Origin of the sequence: Streptomyces coeruleorubidus (assembly GCF_028885415.1) — a bacterium.
Taxonomy (GTDB): Bacteria; Actinomycetota; Actinomycetes; order Streptomycetales; family Streptomycetaceae; genus Streptomyces; species Streptomyces coeruleorubidus_A.
The window spans coordinates 5763578-5782188 of the sequence record NZ_CP118527.1 but is presented as its reverse complement, the minus strand read 5'-3'; the positions used below and the strand labels follow the sequence as shown (position 1 = coordinate 5782188).

Annotated in this window: 16 protein-coding genes and 2 pseudogenes; 8 read left to right on the top strand and 10 right to left on the bottom strand. The window is 70.3% G+C overall.

Annotated elements, in window-relative coordinates:
• Nucleotides 1-5: 5 nt before the first annotated feature.
• Nucleotides 6-1829 carry a hydroxysqualene dehydroxylase gene (locus tag PV963_RS26990; RefSeq protein ID WP_274818309.1) on the bottom strand — a complete coding sequence of 608 codons (1824 nt, stop codon included), beginning with the start codon at nucleotides 1827-1829 and terminating at the stop codon, nucleotides 6-8.
• A gap of 90 nt (nucleotides 1830-1919) precedes the next feature.
• Between PV963_RS26990 and def the strand changes: the two genes are divergently transcribed.
• A complete protein-coding gene (gene def, locus PV963_RS26985; protein WP_274818308.1) occupies nucleotides 1920-2546 on the top strand; it encodes a peptide deformylase in 627 nt (208 codons plus the stop codon).
• 43 nt (nucleotides 2547-2589) lie between these two features.
• Here the strand turns inward: def and PV963_RS26980 are convergent, their stop codons facing one another.
• The gene (locus PV963_RS26980; RefSeq protein ID WP_274818307.1) at nucleotides 2590-3882 is read right to left on the bottom strand and encodes a geranylgeranyl reductase family protein; all 1293 of its coding nucleotides are present in this window, start codon (nucleotides 3880-3882) and stop codon (nucleotides 2590-2592) included.
• A gap of 306 nt (nucleotides 3883-4188) precedes the next feature.
• Between PV963_RS26980 and PV963_RS26975 the strand changes: the two genes are divergently transcribed.
• Nucleotides 4189-4500 carry a PASTA domain-containing protein gene (locus PV963_RS26975; protein WP_274818306.1) on the top strand — a complete coding sequence of 104 codons (312 nt, stop codon included), beginning with the start codon at nucleotides 4189-4191 and terminating at the stop codon, nucleotides 4498-4500.
• Nucleotides 4501-4510: 10 nt separating this feature from the next.
• Here the strand turns inward: PV963_RS26975 and PV963_RS26970 are convergent, their stop codons facing one another.
• Together PV963_RS26970 and PV963_RS26965 are read right to left on the bottom strand one after the other, a co-directional pair.
• Nucleotides 4511-5206, bottom strand: a complete 696-nt coding sequence (locus tag PV963_RS26970) for a demethylmenaquinone methyltransferase (RefSeq protein WP_274818305.1) — start codon at nucleotides 5204-5206, stop codon at nucleotides 4511-4513.
• Nucleotides 5207-5249: 43 nt separating this feature from the next.
• A pseudogene (locus PV963_RS26965) lies at nucleotides 5250-5528 on the bottom strand (acyltransferase family protein); the annotation flags it as partial.
• Nucleotides 5529-6089: 561 nt separating this feature from the next.
• Between PV963_RS26965 and PV963_RS26960 the strand changes: the two are divergent.
• A complete protein-coding gene (locus PV963_RS26960; protein ID WP_274818304.1) occupies nucleotides 6090-7154 on the top strand; it encodes a chitinase in 1065 nt (354 codons plus the stop codon).
• A gap of 95 nt (nucleotides 7155-7249) precedes the next feature.
• On the opposite strand, the gene PV963_RS26955 is transcribed toward PV963_RS26960, so the two are convergent.
• The 4 genes from PV963_RS26955 to PV963_RS26940 form a co-directional block, all read right to left on the bottom strand.
• Nucleotides 7250-7696 carry a hypothetical protein gene (locus tag PV963_RS26955; RefSeq protein WP_274818303.1) on the bottom strand — a complete coding sequence of 149 codons (447 nt, stop codon included), beginning with the start codon at nucleotides 7694-7696 and terminating at the stop codon, nucleotides 7250-7252.
• An 18-nt stretch (nucleotides 7697-7714) separates the two neighbouring features.
• Nucleotides 7715-8914 (bottom strand): cyclic dehypoxanthinyl futalosine synthase, encoded by a 1200-nt coding sequence (mqnC, locus tag PV963_RS26950; RefSeq protein WP_274818302.1) that lies wholly within the window; start codon nucleotides 8912-8914, stop codon nucleotides 7715-7717.
• Between the two features lie 94 nt (nucleotides 8915-9008).
• A complete protein-coding gene (locus PV963_RS26945; RefSeq protein ID WP_274818301.1) occupies nucleotides 9009-9746 on the bottom strand; it encodes a prepilin peptidase in 738 nt (245 codons plus the stop codon).
• Nucleotides 9743-12739, bottom strand: a complete 2997-nt coding sequence (locus tag PV963_RS26940) for a BTAD domain-containing putative transcriptional regulator (RefSeq protein ID WP_274818300.1) — start codon at nucleotides 12737-12739, stop codon at nucleotides 9743-9745. The genes PV963_RS26945 and PV963_RS26940 overlap by 4 nt, the downstream gene beginning before the upstream one ends.
• A gap of 333 nt (nucleotides 12740-13072) precedes the next feature.
• On the opposite strand from PV963_RS26940, the gene PV963_RS26935 reads away from it, so the two are divergent.
• A complete protein-coding gene (locus tag PV963_RS26935) occupies nucleotides 13073-13729 on the top strand; it encodes a hypothetical protein (protein WP_274818299.1) in 657 nt (218 codons plus the stop codon).
• Nucleotides 13730-13949: 220 nt separating this feature from the next.
• A pseudogene (locus PV963_RS26930) lies at nucleotides 13950-14832 on the top strand (hypothetical protein).
• Here PV963_RS26930 and PV963_RS26925 read toward each other — a convergent pair.
• Nucleotides 14822-15499, bottom strand: coding sequence for a hypothetical protein (locus tag PV963_RS26925; RefSeq protein ID WP_274818298.1), 678 nt, complete (start codon nucleotides 15497-15499; stop codon nucleotides 14822-14824). The pseudogene PV963_RS26930 and the gene PV963_RS26925 sit on opposite strands and share 11 nt — an antisense overlap.
• A gap of 171 nt (nucleotides 15500-15670) precedes the next feature.
• Here PV963_RS26925 and PV963_RS26920 point away from each other — a divergent pair, with 171 nt between their 5' ends.
• From PV963_RS26920 to PV963_RS26910, 3 genes are all read left to right on the top strand, one after another.
• Complete coding sequence (locus PV963_RS26920; RefSeq protein ID WP_274818297.1) at nucleotides 15671-16321, top strand: hypothetical protein; 651 nt, start codon at nucleotides 15671-15673, stop codon at nucleotides 16319-16321.
• A complete protein-coding gene (locus tag PV963_RS26915) occupies nucleotides 16318-17370 on the top strand; it encodes a hypothetical protein (RefSeq protein WP_274818296.1) in 1053 nt (350 codons plus the stop codon). Before PV963_RS26920 ends, PV963_RS26915 begins: the two co-directional genes overlap by 4 nt.
• 145 nt (nucleotides 17371-17515) lie before the next feature.
• Nucleotides 17516-18058, top strand: coding sequence for a hypothetical protein (locus PV963_RS26910; RefSeq protein ID WP_274818295.1), 543 nt, complete (start codon nucleotides 17516-17518; stop codon nucleotides 18056-18058).
• Nucleotides 18059-18133: 75 nt separating this feature from the next.
• Here PV963_RS26910 and PV963_RS26905 read toward each other — a convergent pair whose 3' ends face one another.
• Nucleotides 18134-18610 (bottom strand): hypothetical protein, encoded by a 477-nt coding sequence (locus tag PV963_RS26905; protein ID WP_274818294.1) that lies wholly within the window; start codon nucleotides 18608-18610, stop codon nucleotides 18134-18136.
• Between the last annotated feature and the right edge of the window lies 1 nt (nucleotide 18611).

Sequence of the window (18611 nt, the reverse complement as noted above, 5' to 3'; positions counted from 1 at the left end):
CCGGCCTATCCGAGGTCGAACGTGTTCGGCAGGCCCAGCCGGTAGCGCAGTTCGTCGACGCGCTTGAGGGGTTCCAGCTCGGGCGGGCGGTACAGCTCCTGGACCCGGCAGCGCTCGGCGTCCGAATCGTCCGCGTCCAGCAGGGCGTTGACGGCGTGCCGCGCGGACTCGTTGGCGCCCTCCATGGAGGCGAGGTCGACGTCGGTGCGGACGTAGTCGCCCGCGAGGAAGAAGTTCGGCACCTTCGTGCGGGCGGTCGGGCGGTTGCCGAGGGTGCCCGTGGGGTGCACGAGGAGCTGTTCGCGGTTCTGCGGGTCGGGGCCGCCCAGGCCCGTCACCGCCGGGTCCATGAACCAGCCCAGCCGGTCCCCGTCCCGCAGGATCGTCTTCCCGGCGTCGTTCAGCCCGTCCTTCAACTGCGTCCAGAGCTCGGCGACGACTTCCTCCGTCGTACATTCCTTGGCCGTCTTGCCGTACAGGATGCCGGGCTTGTCCCATTCCGAGATGATCGCGGAGAGACAGTCGCGGGCCTGCCCGTCGCCGTAGTCGCGTGGGAAGTCCCGTACGTCCCAGAACTGGGCCTGGCCGATGGCCGTCACCGACCAGGGCGAGTCGAGACAGTTGACGTGGCCGTGCACGACCGGGGTCGGGGTGCGCAGGTAGAACATCACGCCGGTCATCCAGTCGGTCTGGAGCGCGTCGCACCGGGCGAGCTGCGGGTCGGCGGTGCGCAGGGCCCGGCCCCAGGTGAGGCGGGCGTGTTCGACGGGCAGCGCGCTGACGTAGTGGTCGGCGGTGACCATGCGTTCCCCGCCGCCGTCGCGGGCCGAGACGCGTACGCCGGTCACGCGACCGCCGTCGCAGAGGACCTCGTGGACCTGGGTGCCGAGGACGAACTGCACACCGAGCGAGCGCAGGTACGTCTCCCAGGGGTCGATCCACGCCTCGCTCGTCGGGGCGTTCAGAACGCGGTCGACGTCGGCATCGGGGCCGTCCATGCCCCGGCCGAGCAGACCCCACAGCAGCAGGGCCTCGATGATGACGCGGCCGACGGTCCTCGTGGAGGCCACCTCCGCGCGCGTGGCGACGAGGTTGCGGGTCTGACCGATGCCGAGGACCGTGCGGTACTCCTGGCTCATCTCCTCGGCGCGGATGAAGTCCCACCAGGCGACCTGCTCCCACTGGCCCTCGCGGCGCGCCTCGCAGCTGGTGAGGTGGACGAGGAGACGGTTCGCGAAGTAGGCGGCCTCGTGGGCGGGCAGGCGGGTGCCGAGGTCGAGGGCGGACAGGATCTGGTCGCGGATCCAGGACGGGGTGAGGTCGCCGGGGCGTGGCGGGGTCGTGGCGCGTCTGAGGGGGAAGTGCAGGTCCGGCCGGCCCGAGCCGCGGGCGAACAGCGCCTCGGTGCCGGAGCGGAGGTTGCCGCGGACGCCGTCGGCGTTGCCGGCGAAGGGGATGCGGCGCATGGTGTCCGGCAGGTTCCGGTAGAAACCGGGGAAGAAGCGGAAGCCGTGCTCGCCGGGGAGCGGCCTGCGCCCGCCGGTGCCGGTGCCCGGGACGTCCATCGAGCGGGCCTTGCCGCCGAGGGCGTCGTAGTACTCGTAGACGGTGACGGCGTAGCCGCGCTCGGCGAGTTCGTGGGCGGCGCTGAGGCCGGAGATGCCACCGCCGAGGACGGCGACGCGTCTGCCGCCGCCGGAGGCGGGTGCGGCAGCCGCGACGCCGGACCCTAAGGCGACGGCCCCGGCGGCTCCCCCGGTGGCCGTGAGGAAGCGTCTGCGGGTGTGGCCGGACTGCTCCTGGGACTGCTGCGCGTGTTCTGTTGTCATGAGTCCCGGAGGGTAGGCAGGGGCGTCCGATGCCGGTAGCCCGGTTCCCGCCACCCACAGCATCCTCACAAACACAGGGAGAGACAGCAGATGCCGAGCGTCTTCGTACAGGGACGACCCGTCGACTCGTACCCGCGGCTCGCGCCCGAGGCCCGGCGCGGGCAGGTGCGGCGGATCACCGAGGTCGGTGAGGAGGTCCTGCACAAGCCGTGCCGGGACGTCACCGAGTTCGGTCCGGACCTCGCCGCGCTGATCGACGACATGTTCCTGACCATGTACATCGCGGACGGAGCCGGGCTCGCGGCGAACCAGGTCGGTGTCGGTCTGCGGCTGTTCGTGTACGACTGTCCGGACGACGACGGGGTGCGGCACGTCGGGCACATCGTCAACCCGGTGCTGGAGCCGCTCGACGCCGCTCACAGGAGACTGCTCGACGACGGCGAGGGGTGCCTGTCGGTGCCGGGCGCCACGATGGAGGTACCGCGTCCGGACCGGGCCGTGGTGCGCGGGTACGACCGGGACGGCGAACCGCTCGTGATCGAGGGCACGGGCTACTTCGCCCGCTGCCTGGCGCACGAGACCGACCATGTGAACGGGCAGGTGTACCTGGACCGGCTGTCCGGGCGGGAACGGAAGGATGCGCTGCGGCAGATGGCGGGCCGGCGCGAGGCGGTGTTCGCGCGCCGGGCCGCCAACGTCGCGGCTCTGAGCGGCTGAGGCGGGCCTACGGTGCCGAAGGCCCGCCTGCCCGCGTGCCTGATCAGGCCTTCGGCGCCACCTTGCTCAGGCCGTTGATGATGCGGTCCATCGCGTCACCGCCGGTCGGGTCGGTGAGGTTCGCGAGGAGCTTCAGCGTGAACTTCATCAGCAGCGGGTGCGTGAGACCGCGCTGGGCGGCGATCTGCATGACCTTCGGGTTGCCGATGAGCTTCACGAAGCCCCGGCCGAGCGTGTAGTAGCCGCCGTAGGTGTCCTTGAGGACGCGCGGGTAGCGCTGGAGGGCCGTCTCGCGCTGGGACGGCGTGGCGCGGGCGTGGGCCTGGACGATGACGTCGGCGGCGATCTGGCCGGATTCCATGGCGTAGGCGATGCCCTCGCCGTTGAAGGGGTTCACCAGGCCGCCGGCGTCGCCCACCAGCAACAGCCCCTTGGTGTAGTGGGGCTGGCGGTTGAAGGCCATCGGGAGCGCTGCGCCGCGGATGGGCCCGGTCATGTTGTCGGGGGTGTAGCCCCAGTCCTCCGGCATGGACGCGCACCAGGCCTTCAGGACCTCGCGCCAGTCCAGTTCCTTGAAGGAGTCGGAGGTGTTCAGCACGCCCAGGCCGACGTTCGAGGTGCCGTCGCCCATGCCGAAGATCCAGCCGTAGCCGGGCAGGAGACGGTCCACGGGGCCGCGGCGGTCCCACAGCTCCAGCCAGGACTCCAGGTAGTCGTCCTCGTGGCGCGGGCTGGTGAAGTACGTCCGCACGGCCACGCCCATCGGGCGGTCCTCGCGGCGGTGCAGGCCCATCGCGAGGGACAGGCGCGTGGAGTTGCCGTCGGCGGCCACGACGAGCGGGGCGCGGAAGGTGACCTCGCGCTTCTCCTCGCCGAGCTTGGCGTGCACGCCGGTGATACGGCCGGTGCGGTCGTCCAGGATCGGCGCGCCCACGTTGCAGCGCTCGAACAGTCGGGCGCCGGCCTTCTGGGCCTGCCGGGCGAGCTGCTCGTCGAAGTCGTCGCGCTTGCGGACGAGGCCGTAGTCGGGGAAGGAGGCGAGATCCGGCCAGTCGAGCTGGAGCCGCACCCCTCCGCCGATGATCCTGAGGCCCTTGTTGCGCAGCCAGCCGGCCTCCTCCGAGATGTCGATGCCCATCGCCACCAGCTGCTTGACGGCGCGTGGGGTGAGGCCGTCGCCGCAGACCTTCTCGCGCGGGAACTCGGTCTTCTCCAGCAGAAGGACGTCGAGTCCCGCCTTGGCGAGGTGGTAGGCGGTCGTGGAGCCGGCCGGCCCCGCGCCCACGACGATCACATCGGCGGTGTTCTCGGAGAGCGGCTCGGTCACGACGGTCACGGCGGGATCTCCCCAAGTTCGAAATCTGCGTGCCGACCGGCACAGGACATGGGCAGTCTATGCAGCGGCATTCATCACCGGCCGAAGGGCTGCCTCCATGAACTGAGTTCCAGAGCGGCAGGACCGCCGAGTTGTCGGTCCACGAGGAGCTCACCGCCCGCCAGCGCCGGCCCGACCGTCCGCTGACGCTGCGTAGTCGACTGTCACAGAAAGACATCTGTCGCTTCCGGCCGGTGTGGAGCGGGAGTTACCCTTCCCGTACCGCTGGGGGTGACATCTGTGCACATATCCCGCAAAACACCCGAAGTGCGTGTACCGCGTCTGGTGGGCCTGATGGCCGTGGACGCGCGGGAGACGGCCCGGGCACAGGGCCTGCTCCTCAACGCACCGGACCGGCCCGACTTCCACCTCGCCGTCGTCGACTACGTCGTACGCCAGTACCCGCAGGCCGGTGCCGAGGTGCCGCGGGACTCGATGGTCTACGTGTGGTTCGACTTCGGCCCCGGCGAGGGCGGCGGGGGCGTGCACGAGCCGCGGATCCCGAGACCGCCCAGGGGCGGGCTGCAGCGGGAGCTGGACGAGCCCGGCGACCCGTACATGGCCCTCAGCTCCCCTTAGGGCCTGTCGGTCAGCTCTCCTTGAAGCCCCGGTGCAGGGCCACGATGCCGCCGCTCAGGTTGCGCCAGGCCACCCGCGACCAGCCGGCCTTGCCCAACCGCTCGGCCAGCGCGGGCTGGTCGGGCCAGGCCCGGATGGACTCGGCGAGGTAGACGTAGGCGTCGGGGTTGGAGGAAACGGACCGCGCCACCGGCGGCAGGGCGCGCATCAGGTACTCGGTGTAGACGGTGCGAAGCGGCGCCCAGGTGGGGTGCGAGAACTCGCAGATCACGACCCGCCCGCCGGGCCGGGTCACCCGGTACATCTCCCGCAGGGCGGCGTCCGTGTCCTGCACGTTGCGCAGCCCGAAGGAGATCGTGACGGCGTCGAACGTGTCGTCCTTGAAGGGCAGCCGCGTCGCGTCGCCGGCGGTGTAGGGCAGCCAGGGCTGCCGCTGCTTGCCGACCCGGAGCATGCCCTGGGAGAAGTCGCAGGGGACGACGTAGGCGCCGGTGCGGGCGAAGGGCAGCGAGGACGTGCCCGTGCCCGCCGCCAGGTCGAGGACCTTCTGCGCGGGGCGCGCGTCGACCGCCTTGGCGACCTCCTTGCGCCATCGCCGGTCCTGGCCGAGGGACAGCACGTCGTTGGTCAGGTCGTACCGTTCCGCCACGTCGTCGAACATCGAGGCGACTTCGTGCGGCTGCTTGTCCAGGGATGCGCGGGTCACGGGCCCATTGTTGCAGCACGCCCGCCCGGGAGAAGCCGCGGCGCAGACAGGCCTCGAACGCGGGCACGTCCCGGGACCGGTCGATCAGCGCTACGGCGAGGATCGGCGCGATCTCGCGCCGCAGGCAGATCGTCACCGCCCGGGCGTTGGAGACAGTCACGACGCGGTCCAGTCGCCGGACGTACCAGCCGCCGTACGCGAGGGCGCCCAGCCGCGAGCGGGACCACCGCGGCGGGCTTCAGCCGAGCCGGGACGTCGTCGTGGTGCGCGAGCCGAGGAGCCGGCAGAAAAGGAACGCCGCCAGGTCGGTGAGGCCCGCTCCATCCGGGAGGGGGCGCGGTGGCGGCCGCGGGAGGGGGACATACGGCGGCCCCCGGTCGGTCGGCGACCGCGGAAGCGGAGGCCGAAGGGGGACGAGGAGGTGGACGGGGACGTGGTCGTGGTGGGACCGGCGGCGCCGCTTCCGGCGGCCTGGGGCGGAGCCGACGGGGCGCTGCTCGGCGGGGCTGCGTCCGGGTCGCCGGGGCCCTCGCCCCGCGGCCGGCCGGCACCGGGCCCCGCATCCGCGAACGGCAGCAACTGCGACGGCGTGAGCGAGGTGCCCGAGACCATGACGGCCGCGCCGAGCACGGCCGCGTATGCCGGACAGACGGCCCCGGCGCTCTCGTTGCCGCGTTTGCTGCGGCGACCGCGCATGGCGTGGCTTTCGATGGCAGGCTCGGAATGCCCTCCCCGGACATCAGGACGCCGGTCCTTATTCTGATAGTTCTCGCAAACACCCGCGCATCGGGACATGAGCGCCCGACCTGGTGAGACGTTTGCTGCCGGGAAACGTACTCGGTGTGCGTACCCCTGAGGTCTCACGAGAACGGGAGCGCGCGTCATGAGGAGTTACCGGAAGCCGGCGGCGGTCGGACTGGGCTGCCTGATCGCCCTGGTCACCACGGCGTGCTCCGAACAGGGCGAGGTGGCACGCCCGGCACCCTCGCTGTCGGCCGCGCCCGGCACCTCGCCCCCCGCGTCCTCGCCCCCCGCGTTCTCGCCTCCTGCCTCCTCGCCCCCTGCCGCGTCCGGTCCCGCGTACGCCCCGTACGTGAGTGCCACGGAGGCCGCCGGCACCGACTCCGCCGGCTCACCGAGGACGTACAACCTGGCCTTCGTCCTGGCCGACGGCGACGACTGCGCCCCGCGCTGGAACGGCACCCACGCGATCGGCGACTCGGCGGTGAAGTCCCGTATAGCGCGGCTGGAGGAGAACGGCGGCCAGGTCCGGGTCTCCTTCGGCGGCGCCTCCGGCAAGGAACTCGCGGCGGCCTGCGACAGCGCGACGGAACTGGCGGCGGCGTACGGCACGGCCCTCGACGCGGCCGGTGCCACCCGGGCCGACTTCGACGTCGAGGGCGACGAACTGGCCGACTCCGCCTCCGTCGCCCTGCGTTCGAAGGCGATCGCGCTGCTGCAGAAGGAGCGTACGGATCTGGAGGTCTCCTTCACGCTCCCGGTCATGCCCTCGGGCCTGGGCAAGGACAGCCTGGCGCTGCTCGGCTCCGCCGACGACAACGGCGTACGGGTCGCCACGGTCAACCTGATGACGATGAACTACGGCACGTCGTACGACGGCGACATGGGCGGCTACGCCCGCACGGCCGCCAAGGCCGCGCACACCCAGCTGAAGAAGGTCTTCGGCACCTCGGACGCGGCCGCCTGGCAGGGCATGGCGCTCACCTCGATGATCGGCGTCAACGACGTCGACGGCGAGACGTTCACGCTCGCCGACGCGGCCGAAGTCCGTGCCTTCGCCGAGGAGAAGGGCATCGGGTGGGTGTCGATGTGGTCGGCCGCGCGGGACCGGCAGTGCGCGCAGGGCTCCGAGCCGGATCAGCCGGCGACCGATTGCAGTGGGGTGAGGCAGAGTTCGGGGGCGTTCGGGGAGGCGTTCGCGGGCTGACGGATCAAAAGGGCACTTCAAAAAGGCGCATCAAAAGAGCGCTTCGAAAAGGGCCCTTCAAAGGCCCGCTTCGAAAGGCTCCTCGAAAGGCGCTGTCAGCGCCGCCGGTGCACCAGCCGCCCCGCACACACCGTCGCCACGCACTCCCCCGCCTCGTCGAAGACGGCGAGGTCGGCGCGGCCGGTCGGGACGATCGCGGTGTGGCGCGCACTCGGCAGGACGACGACGTCGTTGCGCTCGGCGGCGGACCGGAGTTCCGGCGAGTCGACGTACTCCTCCAGGACCGCGACCGCGCCGAGCTTCAGCACCTCGTGGACGCGTTCGCGCGGGCTCGGGGCGTCCGGGAGCGGACCCTCGTGGACCCGGGCGGGACCGAGGGTCCCGGGCCACCTGCGGACCCGGGCGCGTGGGAACGCCTCGCGCACGTCGTCGAGTTTTCCGACGGCACCGATCCGGTCCCGTCCGACGGCCACGGCACCACCCTTGACGGGCTCGGAGTCCCAGGTGACGCGGACGGCGTCGGCCGTGTGAATGGTTTCCAACTACCTCTCCGCGCCGACTCAGTTGGGGGCGAGCAGCTTCAGCTCGGGGTGAGCCGTACCGCCCTCGATGGCCGTGGACGAGATGTGCGAGACCACGCGGTCGTCGACGGGGTCGTTCGCCGGGTCGTCGTGCACGACGAGGTGCTCGTACGTGGTCGACCGCTGCGCGGGCACCCGCCCGGCCTTCCGGATCAGGTCGATGATCTCCATCCGGTTGGAGCGGTGCTTGGCACCCGCGGAGGAGACGACGTTCTCCTCCAGCATGATCGAGCCGAGGTCGTCGGCGCCGTAGTGCAGGGAGAGCTGCCCGACCTCCTTGCCCGTGGTCAGCCACGAGCCCTGGATGTGGGCGATGTTGTCCATGAACAGCCGCGCGATCGCGATCATCCGCAGGTACTCGAAGAGGGTCGCCTGCGTCCGGCCCTTCAGGTGGTTGTTCTCGGGCTGGTAGGTGTACGGGATGAAGGCGCGGAAGCCGCCCGTGCGGTCCTGGACGTCCCGGATCATCCGCAGGTGCTCGATGCGCTCGGCGTTGGTCTCGCCGGTGCCCATGAGCATGGTGGACGTGGACTCCACGCCCAGCCCGTGCGCGATCTCCATGATCTCCAGCCAGCGCTCGCCGGACTCCTTCAGCGGGGCGATGGCCTTGCGGGGCCGCTCGGGCAGCAGTTCGGCACCGGCACCGGCGAAGGAGTCGAGCCCGGCGGCGTGGATGCGCTGGATCGCCTCCTCGACGCTGACCTTGGAGATCCGGGCCATGTGCTCGACCTCGGACGCCCCCAGGCTGTGGATGACCAGCTGCGGGAAGGCCTGCTTGATGGCGGAGAAGTGCTTCTCGTAGTACTCGACGCCGTAGTCCGGGTGGTGTCCGCCCTGGAACATGATCTGGGTGCCGCCCAGCTCGACCGTCTCGGCGCACCGGCGCAGGATGTCGTCCAGGTCGCGCGTCCAGCCCTTGGCGGTGTCCTTGGGGGCGGCGTAGAAGGCGCAGAAGCGGCACGCCGTGACGCAGACGTTCGTGTAGTTGATGTTGCGCTCGATGATGTACGTCGCGATGTGCTCGGTGCCCGCGTACCTGCGGCGGCGTACGGCGTCGGCGGCGGCGCCCAGCGCGTGCAGCGGGGCGTCCCGGTACAGCGCGAGCGCCTCGTCGGGGGTGATCCGCCCACCGGCGGCAGCACGGTCGAGGATGGGCTGAAGGTCGGCCTTCTCGGTCACCGGGCGTCCCTTTCGTAAGGGTTGTGGACGGACCAGCCCAGCGTACGCCAGCCGTTCGGGCCGCTGGACGTCAGGCCTTGGGGCCCTGAGCACGTCAGGCCGCGTAGGCCCCGGCCAGCAGCCCGAGGAAGGCGCCGGAGATCAGGAACGGCCCGAAGGGGATGGCCGTCTTGCGCCCGGCACGCCGCGCGACCACGAGGGCACCGCCGTACAGCGCGCCGAGCACGAACCCGGCGAAGGTGCCGAGCATCACCGTCGGCCACCCGTACCAGCCGAGTACCGCCCCCGCGCCCAGGGCGAGCTTGACGTCGCCGAATCCCATCCCCGCGGGGTTGATGAGGAACAGCACGAAGTAGCCGCCGCCCAGCGCGAGCGAGCCGAGCAGGGCGGTCGTCCACTCCCCCGCGTGCTCGGGCACGAGCGCGGTGAGGCCGAGCAGGGCGAGCGCGGCCGCGGCGAACGGGAGCGTGAGCGGGTCGGGCAGCCGCCGCACCCGGAAGTCGACGGCCGTCAGCAGCACCCCGACGGGCGCTAGCAGTAGCCACACCCCGAGCTCGGGCCGGGTGCCGGTGGCTGCGGCGAGGGCGGCGCAGACGAGGGCGGTGGCGATCACCAGGGGGGTCGTACGCGGCCCGTATCCGGCCTCCTCGCGCTCCGCGCACTCCGGGCACGAGGCCCGCCCGAGCCAGCCCTTGAGGGCGTGCCCGCCGGGGCACTGCTCCCGCCAGGGCACCCCCGAGGGAGCCGAGAACCGGTAGGCCGCCCGCGGCAGAAACGCACCCGCCGCCGCGCCCCACAGCGCGGCGGCGATGACCAGCGTCCCGGTGTTCATCCCACCGCGGCGATCGCGTCGCGCCACGTCGGCAGCAGCTCGTCGAGCAGTGCCTCGGTGCGCGGCGGCAGGCCGCGGGCCCCGCTGCGGCCGATGAGATCGGTGGCGAGCGCGGTCAGCCGGGACGTGTCGCCGGTGGCGTGGGTGGCGCGCAGCAGCTCGTGCCACAGGCGCTCGTCGGCCGGGGCGGTGCGCAGGGCCGCGTTGAGGGCCTCGATGGCCTTCTCCGCGCGGTTCTTCTCCATGTGGAACTCGCACAGCGCGAGCCCGGTGTCCGCGACGAGCAGCGGCAGCTGGGCGTCGACGATCTCGTGGGTGAGCCACCGGTAGCGCCCCTCGGGCCGGTCGGCGAGCAGCGGCCCGCGCACCAGCACGAGCGCGTCGGTGAGCAGCCGCCCGCGCACGGCCCGGCTTTCGACGCCCTTGCCCTGCGTGGCCTCGTGGTAGAGGGACCGCAGGACGTCCAGGTCGGAGACGACGGACTTGGCGAGCGTGAGCCGGCCGCTGCTGTCGGTGCCGAGGCGGGGAGTGCCGTCGGGGTCGGCGCCGAGCCAGTCGCGCAGCCGGTCCAGCAGCGCGCCCCGTACGTCGTCGGTGACGCCGCGCGGCCACAGCGCGGAGGACAGCACGCGCGGGTGCACGCCCTCGCGGTGCAGGAGCAGCAGGGCGAGCGCCTCGTGGAGGAGGGCGCTGCGCTCCCCGTCCGGGGTGTCGAGGCCGATGATCTCGTACGGCCCGACGAGCCGGGCGTAGACGGCCGGCCGCCCCTGCTCGCTGATGTCGACGAGGAACGGCGGCCTGTTGGCCGGGCCGCCCTCGGGCCGGTTCTCCGGGTCGGCGTCGACGAACAGCTCCACGACGGCCCGCTGCTGGGCGGCGGGCAGCAGCTGGGCGTCGAGTTCGAGGCCGAGGAGGGGCGCGAGCAGCTTGCCCTGGCCGGTGATCTCCATCTCCCAGGCGGCGCCCGGCAGGTCGCCGGTCTCGGTGCCGACGAGGTAGCCGATGCCGAGACGGCCGGCGTCGGCGGCGAGTTCGGCGAGCTTGACGGCGTCCTCGGCGGACGGCTGGGCGGCGAGCAGGACGAGGTGCGGGGCCCAACGGGTGTGCTGGGCGGGCCCGGTGCGCCCGGTGAGGACCGAGTCGTGCCCGGCCGCGCCCAGGGCGCCCCGCCGCTGCCGCGTCTCGGCCTCCATGGTCTCGACGAGTGCCTCGACGTCCTCGAGGTGCCGGATCCGGTTCGGGGCGAGAGGCGTCAGGTCCTGCCCGAAGCCGACGAGCGTGATGGTCATGCGGTCGGACCACCCGTTGGTCGCCAACTCGGCGGCGACGGACGCGAAGACGGCGGCCCGGTCGGCCTCCCGGCCGCTCAGCGACACGATGCCGGGCACGGCCTCCAGGTTGAGCAGCAGCCGCGAGTCGTCCATGGTGCCGAGGCTGACGAGCCCCGGATAGGGCGCGGCCGTGTCGACGTCCTCGTAGCGCTCGGCGTCCGTCCGGGACAGCATCCAGAACGTCTGGTCCTGCCCCTGCTGCCAGGGGGCGGGGGGCTTCCCGGCGGGCTGGGCGAGCTGGAGGTGCAGGTCGCCGTTGCTGAGCCAGGCGGCATACACGACCGGCAGGGCCCGCGACTCCTCGGCGAGGGAGGCGGCGAGACCGCGCAGGCTCCGGTCGAGCAGCCGCACGCCCTCGGGGTCGGCGCCGACGAGCAGCGCGTCCTGGACGTCCTGGGCGTCCCCGCTCGGCGTGGGCGGCTCCATACCGCGTCGCCCGCCGACGGCCCCGAACGCCGACTGCCAGAGCGCCTGCCGGCGCCGCCGCCCCAGGGCGCCGAGGAGACCGGCGGCGAGGAGGGGTGCGGCGAGGAGGGCCTCGGGCAGACCGAAGGAGCTGCCGGACTCGGCGCCGACGCCGGTGGCCTGCTGATGGCCGGAGTCGGGGGCGGGCCGCTGCTCGGGCAGGGAGACCTGGGAGGCGGAGGGACCACCACCGGCGTGCTCGTGCCCGCCGCCCTGGGCGCCACTGCCTCCGGCGCCGCCGCCCTGCGCGTGATCGCCGGTCAGGGCGTAGTCGCTGATCTGCTGCTGCACGTCCGGGGACACGTTGGGAGCCTCGTCGGGCATCTCGACGAGTTCGCCGCCGCGCGCGTCGCCGGGCATCTCCATGATCCATCCGGGCCGGATGAGGCTGGCCTCGGAGAGCTTGGACCCGTCCGGCTGGATGCGGTCCTTGTTGAGCTCGAAGATCTCCTTGTAGCGACGCCCGTCACCGAGGTGTCGATCCGCTATCTCCCACAGGGAGTCGTGGTGACGCCCCTCGGGCGGCTGGATCCGGTAGTACTTCGTGTCGCCCTGCTTGGCGGTGCTGCCGCCGGCGTCGGCGTGCGAGGCGGCGTGCGAGGCCTGCTCGGCGAGGGCGGCGGCGGTGTCGGCGGCCTGCTCCTGCTGCTGGGCGAAGAGCCCCGGGGTCTGCTGGGCCGCCGCGGCGGCGGGCTTCTGATTGGCGTCGTAGCCGCTCTGCCCGAGCTGCGACAGCCCGGGCGCGAAGCTCGCCGCGGTGGCGCCGACGAGCAGCAGCGCGGCGACGAGCTGCCGGGCGAGCAACTGACTGGGCCCGGCCCCCGGCACCCGCCCCGGCACACCGACACCGGACAGCGCGGCCTTCATCTCCACGAGCACGCAGGCGGTGAACTGGGCCCACGCGAGCCACACCACGACGGTGAGGATGTTCAGAAACGTGTCGACGGTGATCTCTTGCTGAAGCCAGTCGAGGCTCGGCACCCCGTTCGGCAACGGCCACCCGATCTGCGTGGCCAGCGCGCCGGGCACACCGACGAGCAGAACGGCCAGGGCGACGAACGCGAAGAACGCCTTGACGAAGTCCCCGAACGACCGCCGCCGGATCCTCACCGGCTGCGGCGTCCGATTCCTCGGAGCCGTCGTTCCCGGCGTACTTCCCGTCGAGCTTGACGAGCTTGAGGTGCGGCGTCGCGGCATGGCGGGTGTCCTGGGGTCGTGTGTGGAGTGCGGTGAGGCGAACGGTGAGGCGAGCTGTGGTCCGAGAGGTGTGCTGAGCCTACAGAGATCTTATTGACTCTTATTGCGGTCGTCGAAGGGCGTGGGGAACGAACGTCGTTGACGTCCGTTTTGCCCTCGTAGTGGCATGCGCTTGCGGTCTGCGACAGGGCGGCAGGGTTCGCTCCCTTCGCAATTGCCACGCACGCCCCTCACATTCCCCCCGTAATCCCCTACGGCCTCTCAAGGGCCCATTACCCGCCCCTGATAGCTTCGTTCTCTGCCGCATACACCGAACACCGGGGGAGACGAACCGTGGCGCGCCGCGCCCTGACCACCACCGCCGCCGCACTCACCGCGACAGCGGCGCTTCTGCTCACCGCTTGCGGCGGAGGTGGCGGAGACTCTTCGGACGGCATCGAGGGGGCGGAGCAGGGGGCGAGGAGTCCGTCGGCTTCACCGTCGAAGGCCGCGGATGCGGACCGCCCCGATCTCAGCCTGCCGAAGGACCTGAAGATGGTCTTCGACTTCGACAAGCCGTCCGACAGCGATGAGGCGGCTGCGCTGGACGACTCTGCCAACTTCATCCGCGCGCTGAAGCACGCCATCGTCGCCCAGAACCCGAACGACTCGGCTTACAGGTTCTACGCCCGAGCCGGAGCTGCCAAGTACGCGAAGTCGCAGATCGAGGCGTGGGTGAAGGGCGGCTGGACCCCGACAGGCGAGGACCAGTACTACGACGCCGCCACGAGCAAGTCCGAGGACGCGAAAGCCGTCCTCGTCACCTTCTGCCGTAACCAGGCCAAGTCGTACAGCAAGGACATCAAGACCAACAAGATCCATTACACGAAGGAAAGCCTCGACAGTTACCTGAAGTACCGCATCTTGATGCAGCCCTCGGCCGACTCCCCCGGCATCTGGCAGGCGCAGCAGATCGAGGTCGCGGGCAAGGCCACGGAGTGTCAGCAGTGACGGGACCGGACGAAGCGCAGCATGGACAGCCGCGCTGACCGCCACCGTGCTCTTGTGCTCGTCGGGCGCAGCCTTCGCCGACGAAGTACCGGCGCCCACGACGCCCAGTCAGCCTGCTGAGAAGCCCTCCGGTGACTTCAACGGTCGCACCCTGCTGGCGTCCGTCTCGCAATCCCGCATCCAGGTCAGCCACCCCGACGGCCGAACCGAACAAGGTTCCATGGACGAGCTGACGTCCGTCGACCCCAATTGGGAGCCCCCGGTCTGCTGGTACGAGCCGGTCTTCACTCCGGACGGGCTCAAATCCGCGGTGGAGGACTTGCAGAAGAACGGCGGGATGGGTGCCGTCAACGCCCACGAGTGGTGGAGCTCGGGCATCTTCGTCGATCACTACGACAAGGGTGGACCGGAGGACAACTTCGATCTCAAGTCACCCACCAACAGCACCGCCGAGGGGTACAAGAACTACAACATCGGCAAGAAGGGCATGTTCTGGCGCAGTGTTGTCCGCAAGGGCCACGAGAACGACAGCAAGGCCTGGGACTGCGGCCGGATCATGTTTTGGCAGGACGCCGGCACGATCCCGGACGACGAGCACGCGCCGACTCCTGAGACGCTTGCGGCGTACGCCTACGACAAGATCGAGGTGCCCAAGACCGAGGTCACGCTGAGGCCGGAGGCCAAGTCCACGGTGAACCTGCCCACTTGGGTGTGGTTGGACAAGGGCACCTTCAAGGAGGTCAAGGTCCGGGCCGAGCTTCCCGACACGGGGCTGTGGACGGAGACGACGGCCAAGCCGGTGGCCCTGCACCTGGAACCGGGCACGGACGATGCCGAGACCTTCCCGGCCTCCGGTGACTGCGAGATCAACGAGGACGGCTCGATCCGGAACCCCCTACGCCAAGGGCGACGCCGACAAGACCCCGCCTTGCGGCATCAGGTACCTGCGCGCCACGAACGGTGAGCCGTACCAGTTGAAGGCCAGCATCACCTGGCAGATTTCGTGGGAAGGCACGGGTGGCGCGAACGGTGACCTCCCGGATGGCACTTTCGAAACGACCCAGGACATGAACGTCCAGGAGATCCAGTCGATCAACCGCTGACGCGACGGGGAGCATCAGCGCGGCCGTCCACCGGGAGCAGGGCGTCGAGCGCCCGGTCATAGGCCCGGAACCCGGCCTTTCCGTGCTGGGGCATGTCGGCCTCGGGCCGAAGCAGGCCCGGGAGGCAGGCAACTCGCCACATCCTGAAGACCAGCGCTGGTGCGCTCCGTCCCGTGGCGTCCGCGATGCCGGACGCGATCGCCAGCGCTTCGGCGATGCGGGCTGCCCCCGGGCGGACTTCCCCTCCCGCCGCGACGGCAGCCGTGATCAGGGCCTGCAGGAAGTACGTCAGCTGCAGGTCGGCCGCCATGTGGCACATGCGACGAACGATGTCCGGCCGTCCGAGGTCCTCGAGCCGGGACGGAACCTCCTCGACCGCACCCGACCACAGCAGCAAGGAGGGTGCCGTCACCTCGTGCTCCCGCAGATAGCCCAGTTCATCGGCGACGGCCATCGCGGACGAGGTGAAGCCACCGATGTCACGGACGAGTTCGAGCAACCGGCCGACCTCGTCACGCCGACGGCTCACCAACTCGCCGACGGAGACCGCGCCGACACTCCAGGTGCCGGTCGCCGACACGGCCCCGACCTCCACGACCCCGCCGAGCGGCCCGAAGATCTCCCGCGCCAGCGCGCCTTCCGGAACGCGAACAACCTGACCAGCCACTAGCTCATGCCTCGCATTGCCGACCCGCGCATTTCACCTGGTTCACGCCTCACCTTCCCCACACAATCCACCCACTGCCTCTCAAGGGCCCCCTCACCGGCCCCTGATAACTTCGTTCCCTGTCGCATACGCCGAACAGTCGCATACGCCGAACACCGGGGGAGACGAACCGTGGCACGCCGCGCTCTGACCACCACCGCCGCCACGCTGACCGCGACAGCGGCGCTGCTTCTGTCCGCGTGTGGTGGTGGCGATTCGCCATCGGACGACATCAAGGGGGCGGACAGCGGGTCGAGCAGCCCCTCGACCCCCGCTTCGACGTCGGCTGCGGCGCCCGAGGTCAAGCGCCCGGTGATCAAGCTTCCCAGCAGCTTCCAGCTGACCTTCGAGAACTGGACGAGCAGCGACCCCGTCGAGCAGGCCGTACTCAACGACGGCAAGGAACAACTCCGGGCGGGGTACGAGGCGATCATCGAGAATGACCCCGACAGCAAGGACCGCGCCTTCTACGACACGAAGGCCGGCTTCCTGCAGAGCCAGCTGTGGATCAGGACCTACACGGACAAGAACCTCACCGTCATCGGCAAGCTGCCAGTGTTCGACCCCAAGGTCACCCTCGCCAAGGACAAGGCAGCGGCGTCCCTCTCCTACTGCACCGATGAGAGCAAAGCCTCGACGAAGAACCGCAAGACGGGCGAGGTCAAAGGAAACCCGGCGGGCACGGACCCCGAGGTCTTCTACGTGATTTCCATGGGCAAGAACGCCCAGGGTGTGTGGCAGGCGGTGTCCGCCCATTCGGAGAGGGGTGGCTGCGCACAATGAGGTACTCACACGCCTCCCGGCCCCTCACGGTCATCTCGCTCACCGTCGCCCTCCTCGCGCCCGTGCCTGCCATCGCCCTCGGCGGCGAAGGCAGCTACGGCGGCGGAGCCAAGGCCAACGAGATCTCCGCTTCCGCCTCGCAGTCCCGGATCAAGGTCACCCAAGTGAGCGGCCCCACCGGCGGAAAGCAGGGCACTGTCGCGCCAACGGACGTGACCTGGAAGCCGCCGCCGTGCTGGTACGAGCCGGTCTTCACACCTGAGCAGCTCAAGAACTTCGCGGAGAACGACGGAAACGGCGACGCAGGCCTGCGCGACGGCTGGTACGGATCGAAGCTCTGGACCGACCACTTCAGGGACGGGAAAGACGCGAACACCATCTTCACCAAACCGTCCACCGTGAAGGGCTACAAGAACTACAACCTCGGCAAGGACGGCTACTTCTGGCGCGGGGTCGCTCCGGACTTCAACGCCCTCGACGACACCTCACTGTGCAGTCGGCTGATGTTCTGGCAGGACGCCGGAGAGATCCCCGACGACCCCAACGCCCCCACGCCGGAAACCCTCGCCGACTACGCCTACGACAAGGTCAAGGTCCCCGAGACAGAGGTGGAGCTGAAGCCGGCGGCCAGGTCGACGGTGAATCTGCCGACCTGGGTCTGGCTGGACAAGGGCACCTTCAAGGAGGGCAAGGTCCGCGCGGAGCTACCCGGAACGGGCCTGTGGGCCGAGACGACAGCGAAGCCGATCGCCCTCCATCTGGAGCCCGGCACCAAGGACGCCGAGGTCTTCCCCGCCTCCGGCGACTGCGAGATCAACGACGACGGTTCGATCGGCACCCCGTACACCAAGGGCAACGCCGAAAAGACCCCGCCCTGCGGCATCCGCTACCTCCGCGCCACGAACGGCACCCCGTACCAGCTCTCCGCCAGCGTCACCTGGCAGATCACCTGGGAAGGCTCCGACGGCACCGGCGGCGACCTCCCCGACGGCACCTTCGAGACCACCCAGGACATGAACGTCCAGGAGATCCAGTCGATCAACCGCTGACGCGACGCCCGCACCGCACAACCGGAAGAACGAGACCCCCGTGCCCCGCTACCGCTTGACCACTACGGCCGCCGCCCTGACCTCAGCAGCGACTCTCCTGCTCACAGGTTGTGGCGGGGTCGACGGACAACCGTCGAGCAAGAAGGTGAGGGCAACTCCTGAGCCGAGCAGCCCTTCCACCTCCGCACCCGCACAGGCGTCACCCGAGCACGTACGCCCGAAGATCACCCTCCCCAGCAGCTTTCAGCTGACTTTCGAGGACTGGCAGAGCAGCGACCCCGTCGAGCAGGCCGTGCTCCATGACGGCAGGGAGGATCTCCGGGCGGGGTACGCGGCGATCATCGCGAACGATCCCGACAGTGAAGCGGTGACCTTCTACGAAACCGAAGCGGCCCGCGGGCAGAGCACGCAGTGGATCAGGTCCTACACGGACAAGAACGTCAACGTCATCGGCAAGCTGCCCGTCTTCGGTCCCGAAGTCGCGGTCGGCGACAACGGGGTGACGGCGTTGCTCAGCTACTGCACGGACGAAAGCAAGGCGTACACGAAGCATCGCGAGACCGGCGAGGTCGTGGGAAATCCCGCGGGGACGGACCCTGAGGTCTTCTACCAGGTGTCGCTGCGCAAGAACGCCCAAGACGTGTGGCAGACCGCGCATGTGCGTGGGGACAGGGGCGGCTGCTCCTGAGGTCGTCCTTGTCGGGTGGCCTGCCCGCTCCGCGTTGAACTTCACATGGAGCGCGACAGCGAGTGGCCCAGGCGGTCAGACGGACGGGTTCTCGTTGGAGACCAGCGCCGCCGTGAAGTACAGAGGCAGCCCGTCTTGGGGGTCCAGGGGAACCTCCTGTGATGTCCAGCGGTTGAAGGCGATCGTCAGGTCGAGCACGACGGGTTCCTCCGGGTTGGAGTCGTCGATTCGGTATCCCGCCTCGGAGAACGCCTGGAGCAATTGGCGAGCAGGCGTCCGGAAGACATCGAATCCGCGCCACAGGACACGCAGGTCTGAGTCTTCCTCCTCGGGAGCCGAGACATCGACGGCATTGACCGTTTTCTGGTCCTTGAGGATGACGATGATGTCGAAGTCGTCCCCCATGGCCTGGATCTGCACCGTCGGATCGTGGTCGAACGGCCCCATCACACGCACTTCACCCCAGGAAGCAGCAGCCTTCACCGCCTCCTCGAACGGCATCCCCATGGTCACCGGCGGAACGCCGTTCGGAGGGTCCAGGATGATGTCCATT

Bases quoted from the DNA above. Each gene is read 5' to 3' on its own strand.
- PV963_RS26990 (WP_274818309.1), bottom strand. From the start codon at position 1,829: ATGACAACAGAACACGCGCAGCAGTCCCAGGAGCAGTCCGGCCACACC.
- def (WP_274818308.1), top strand. From the start codon at position 1,920: ATGCCGAGCGTCTTCGTACAGGGACGACCCGTCGACTCGTACCCGCGG.
- PV963_RS26960 (WP_274818304.1), top strand. From the start codon at position 6,090: ATGAGGAGTTACCGGAAGCCGGCGGCGGTCGGACTGGGCTGCCTGATC.
- PV963_RS26915 (WP_274818296.1), top strand. From the start codon at position 16,318: ATGAGGTACTCACACGCCTCCCGGCCCCTCACGGTCATCTCGCTCACC.
- PV963_RS26905 (WP_274818294.1), bottom strand. From the start codon at position 18,610: ATGGACATCATCCTGGACCCTCCGAACGGCGTTCCGCCGGTGACCATG.
- PV963_RS26945 (WP_274818301.1), bottom strand. From the start codon at position 9,746: ATGAACACCGGGACGCTGGTCATCGCCGCCGCGCTGTGGGGCGCGGCG.
- PV963_RS26940 (WP_274818300.1), bottom strand. From the start codon at position 12,739: ATGCCGCGACGCCGCACCTCAAGCTCGTCAAGCTCGACGGGAAGTACG.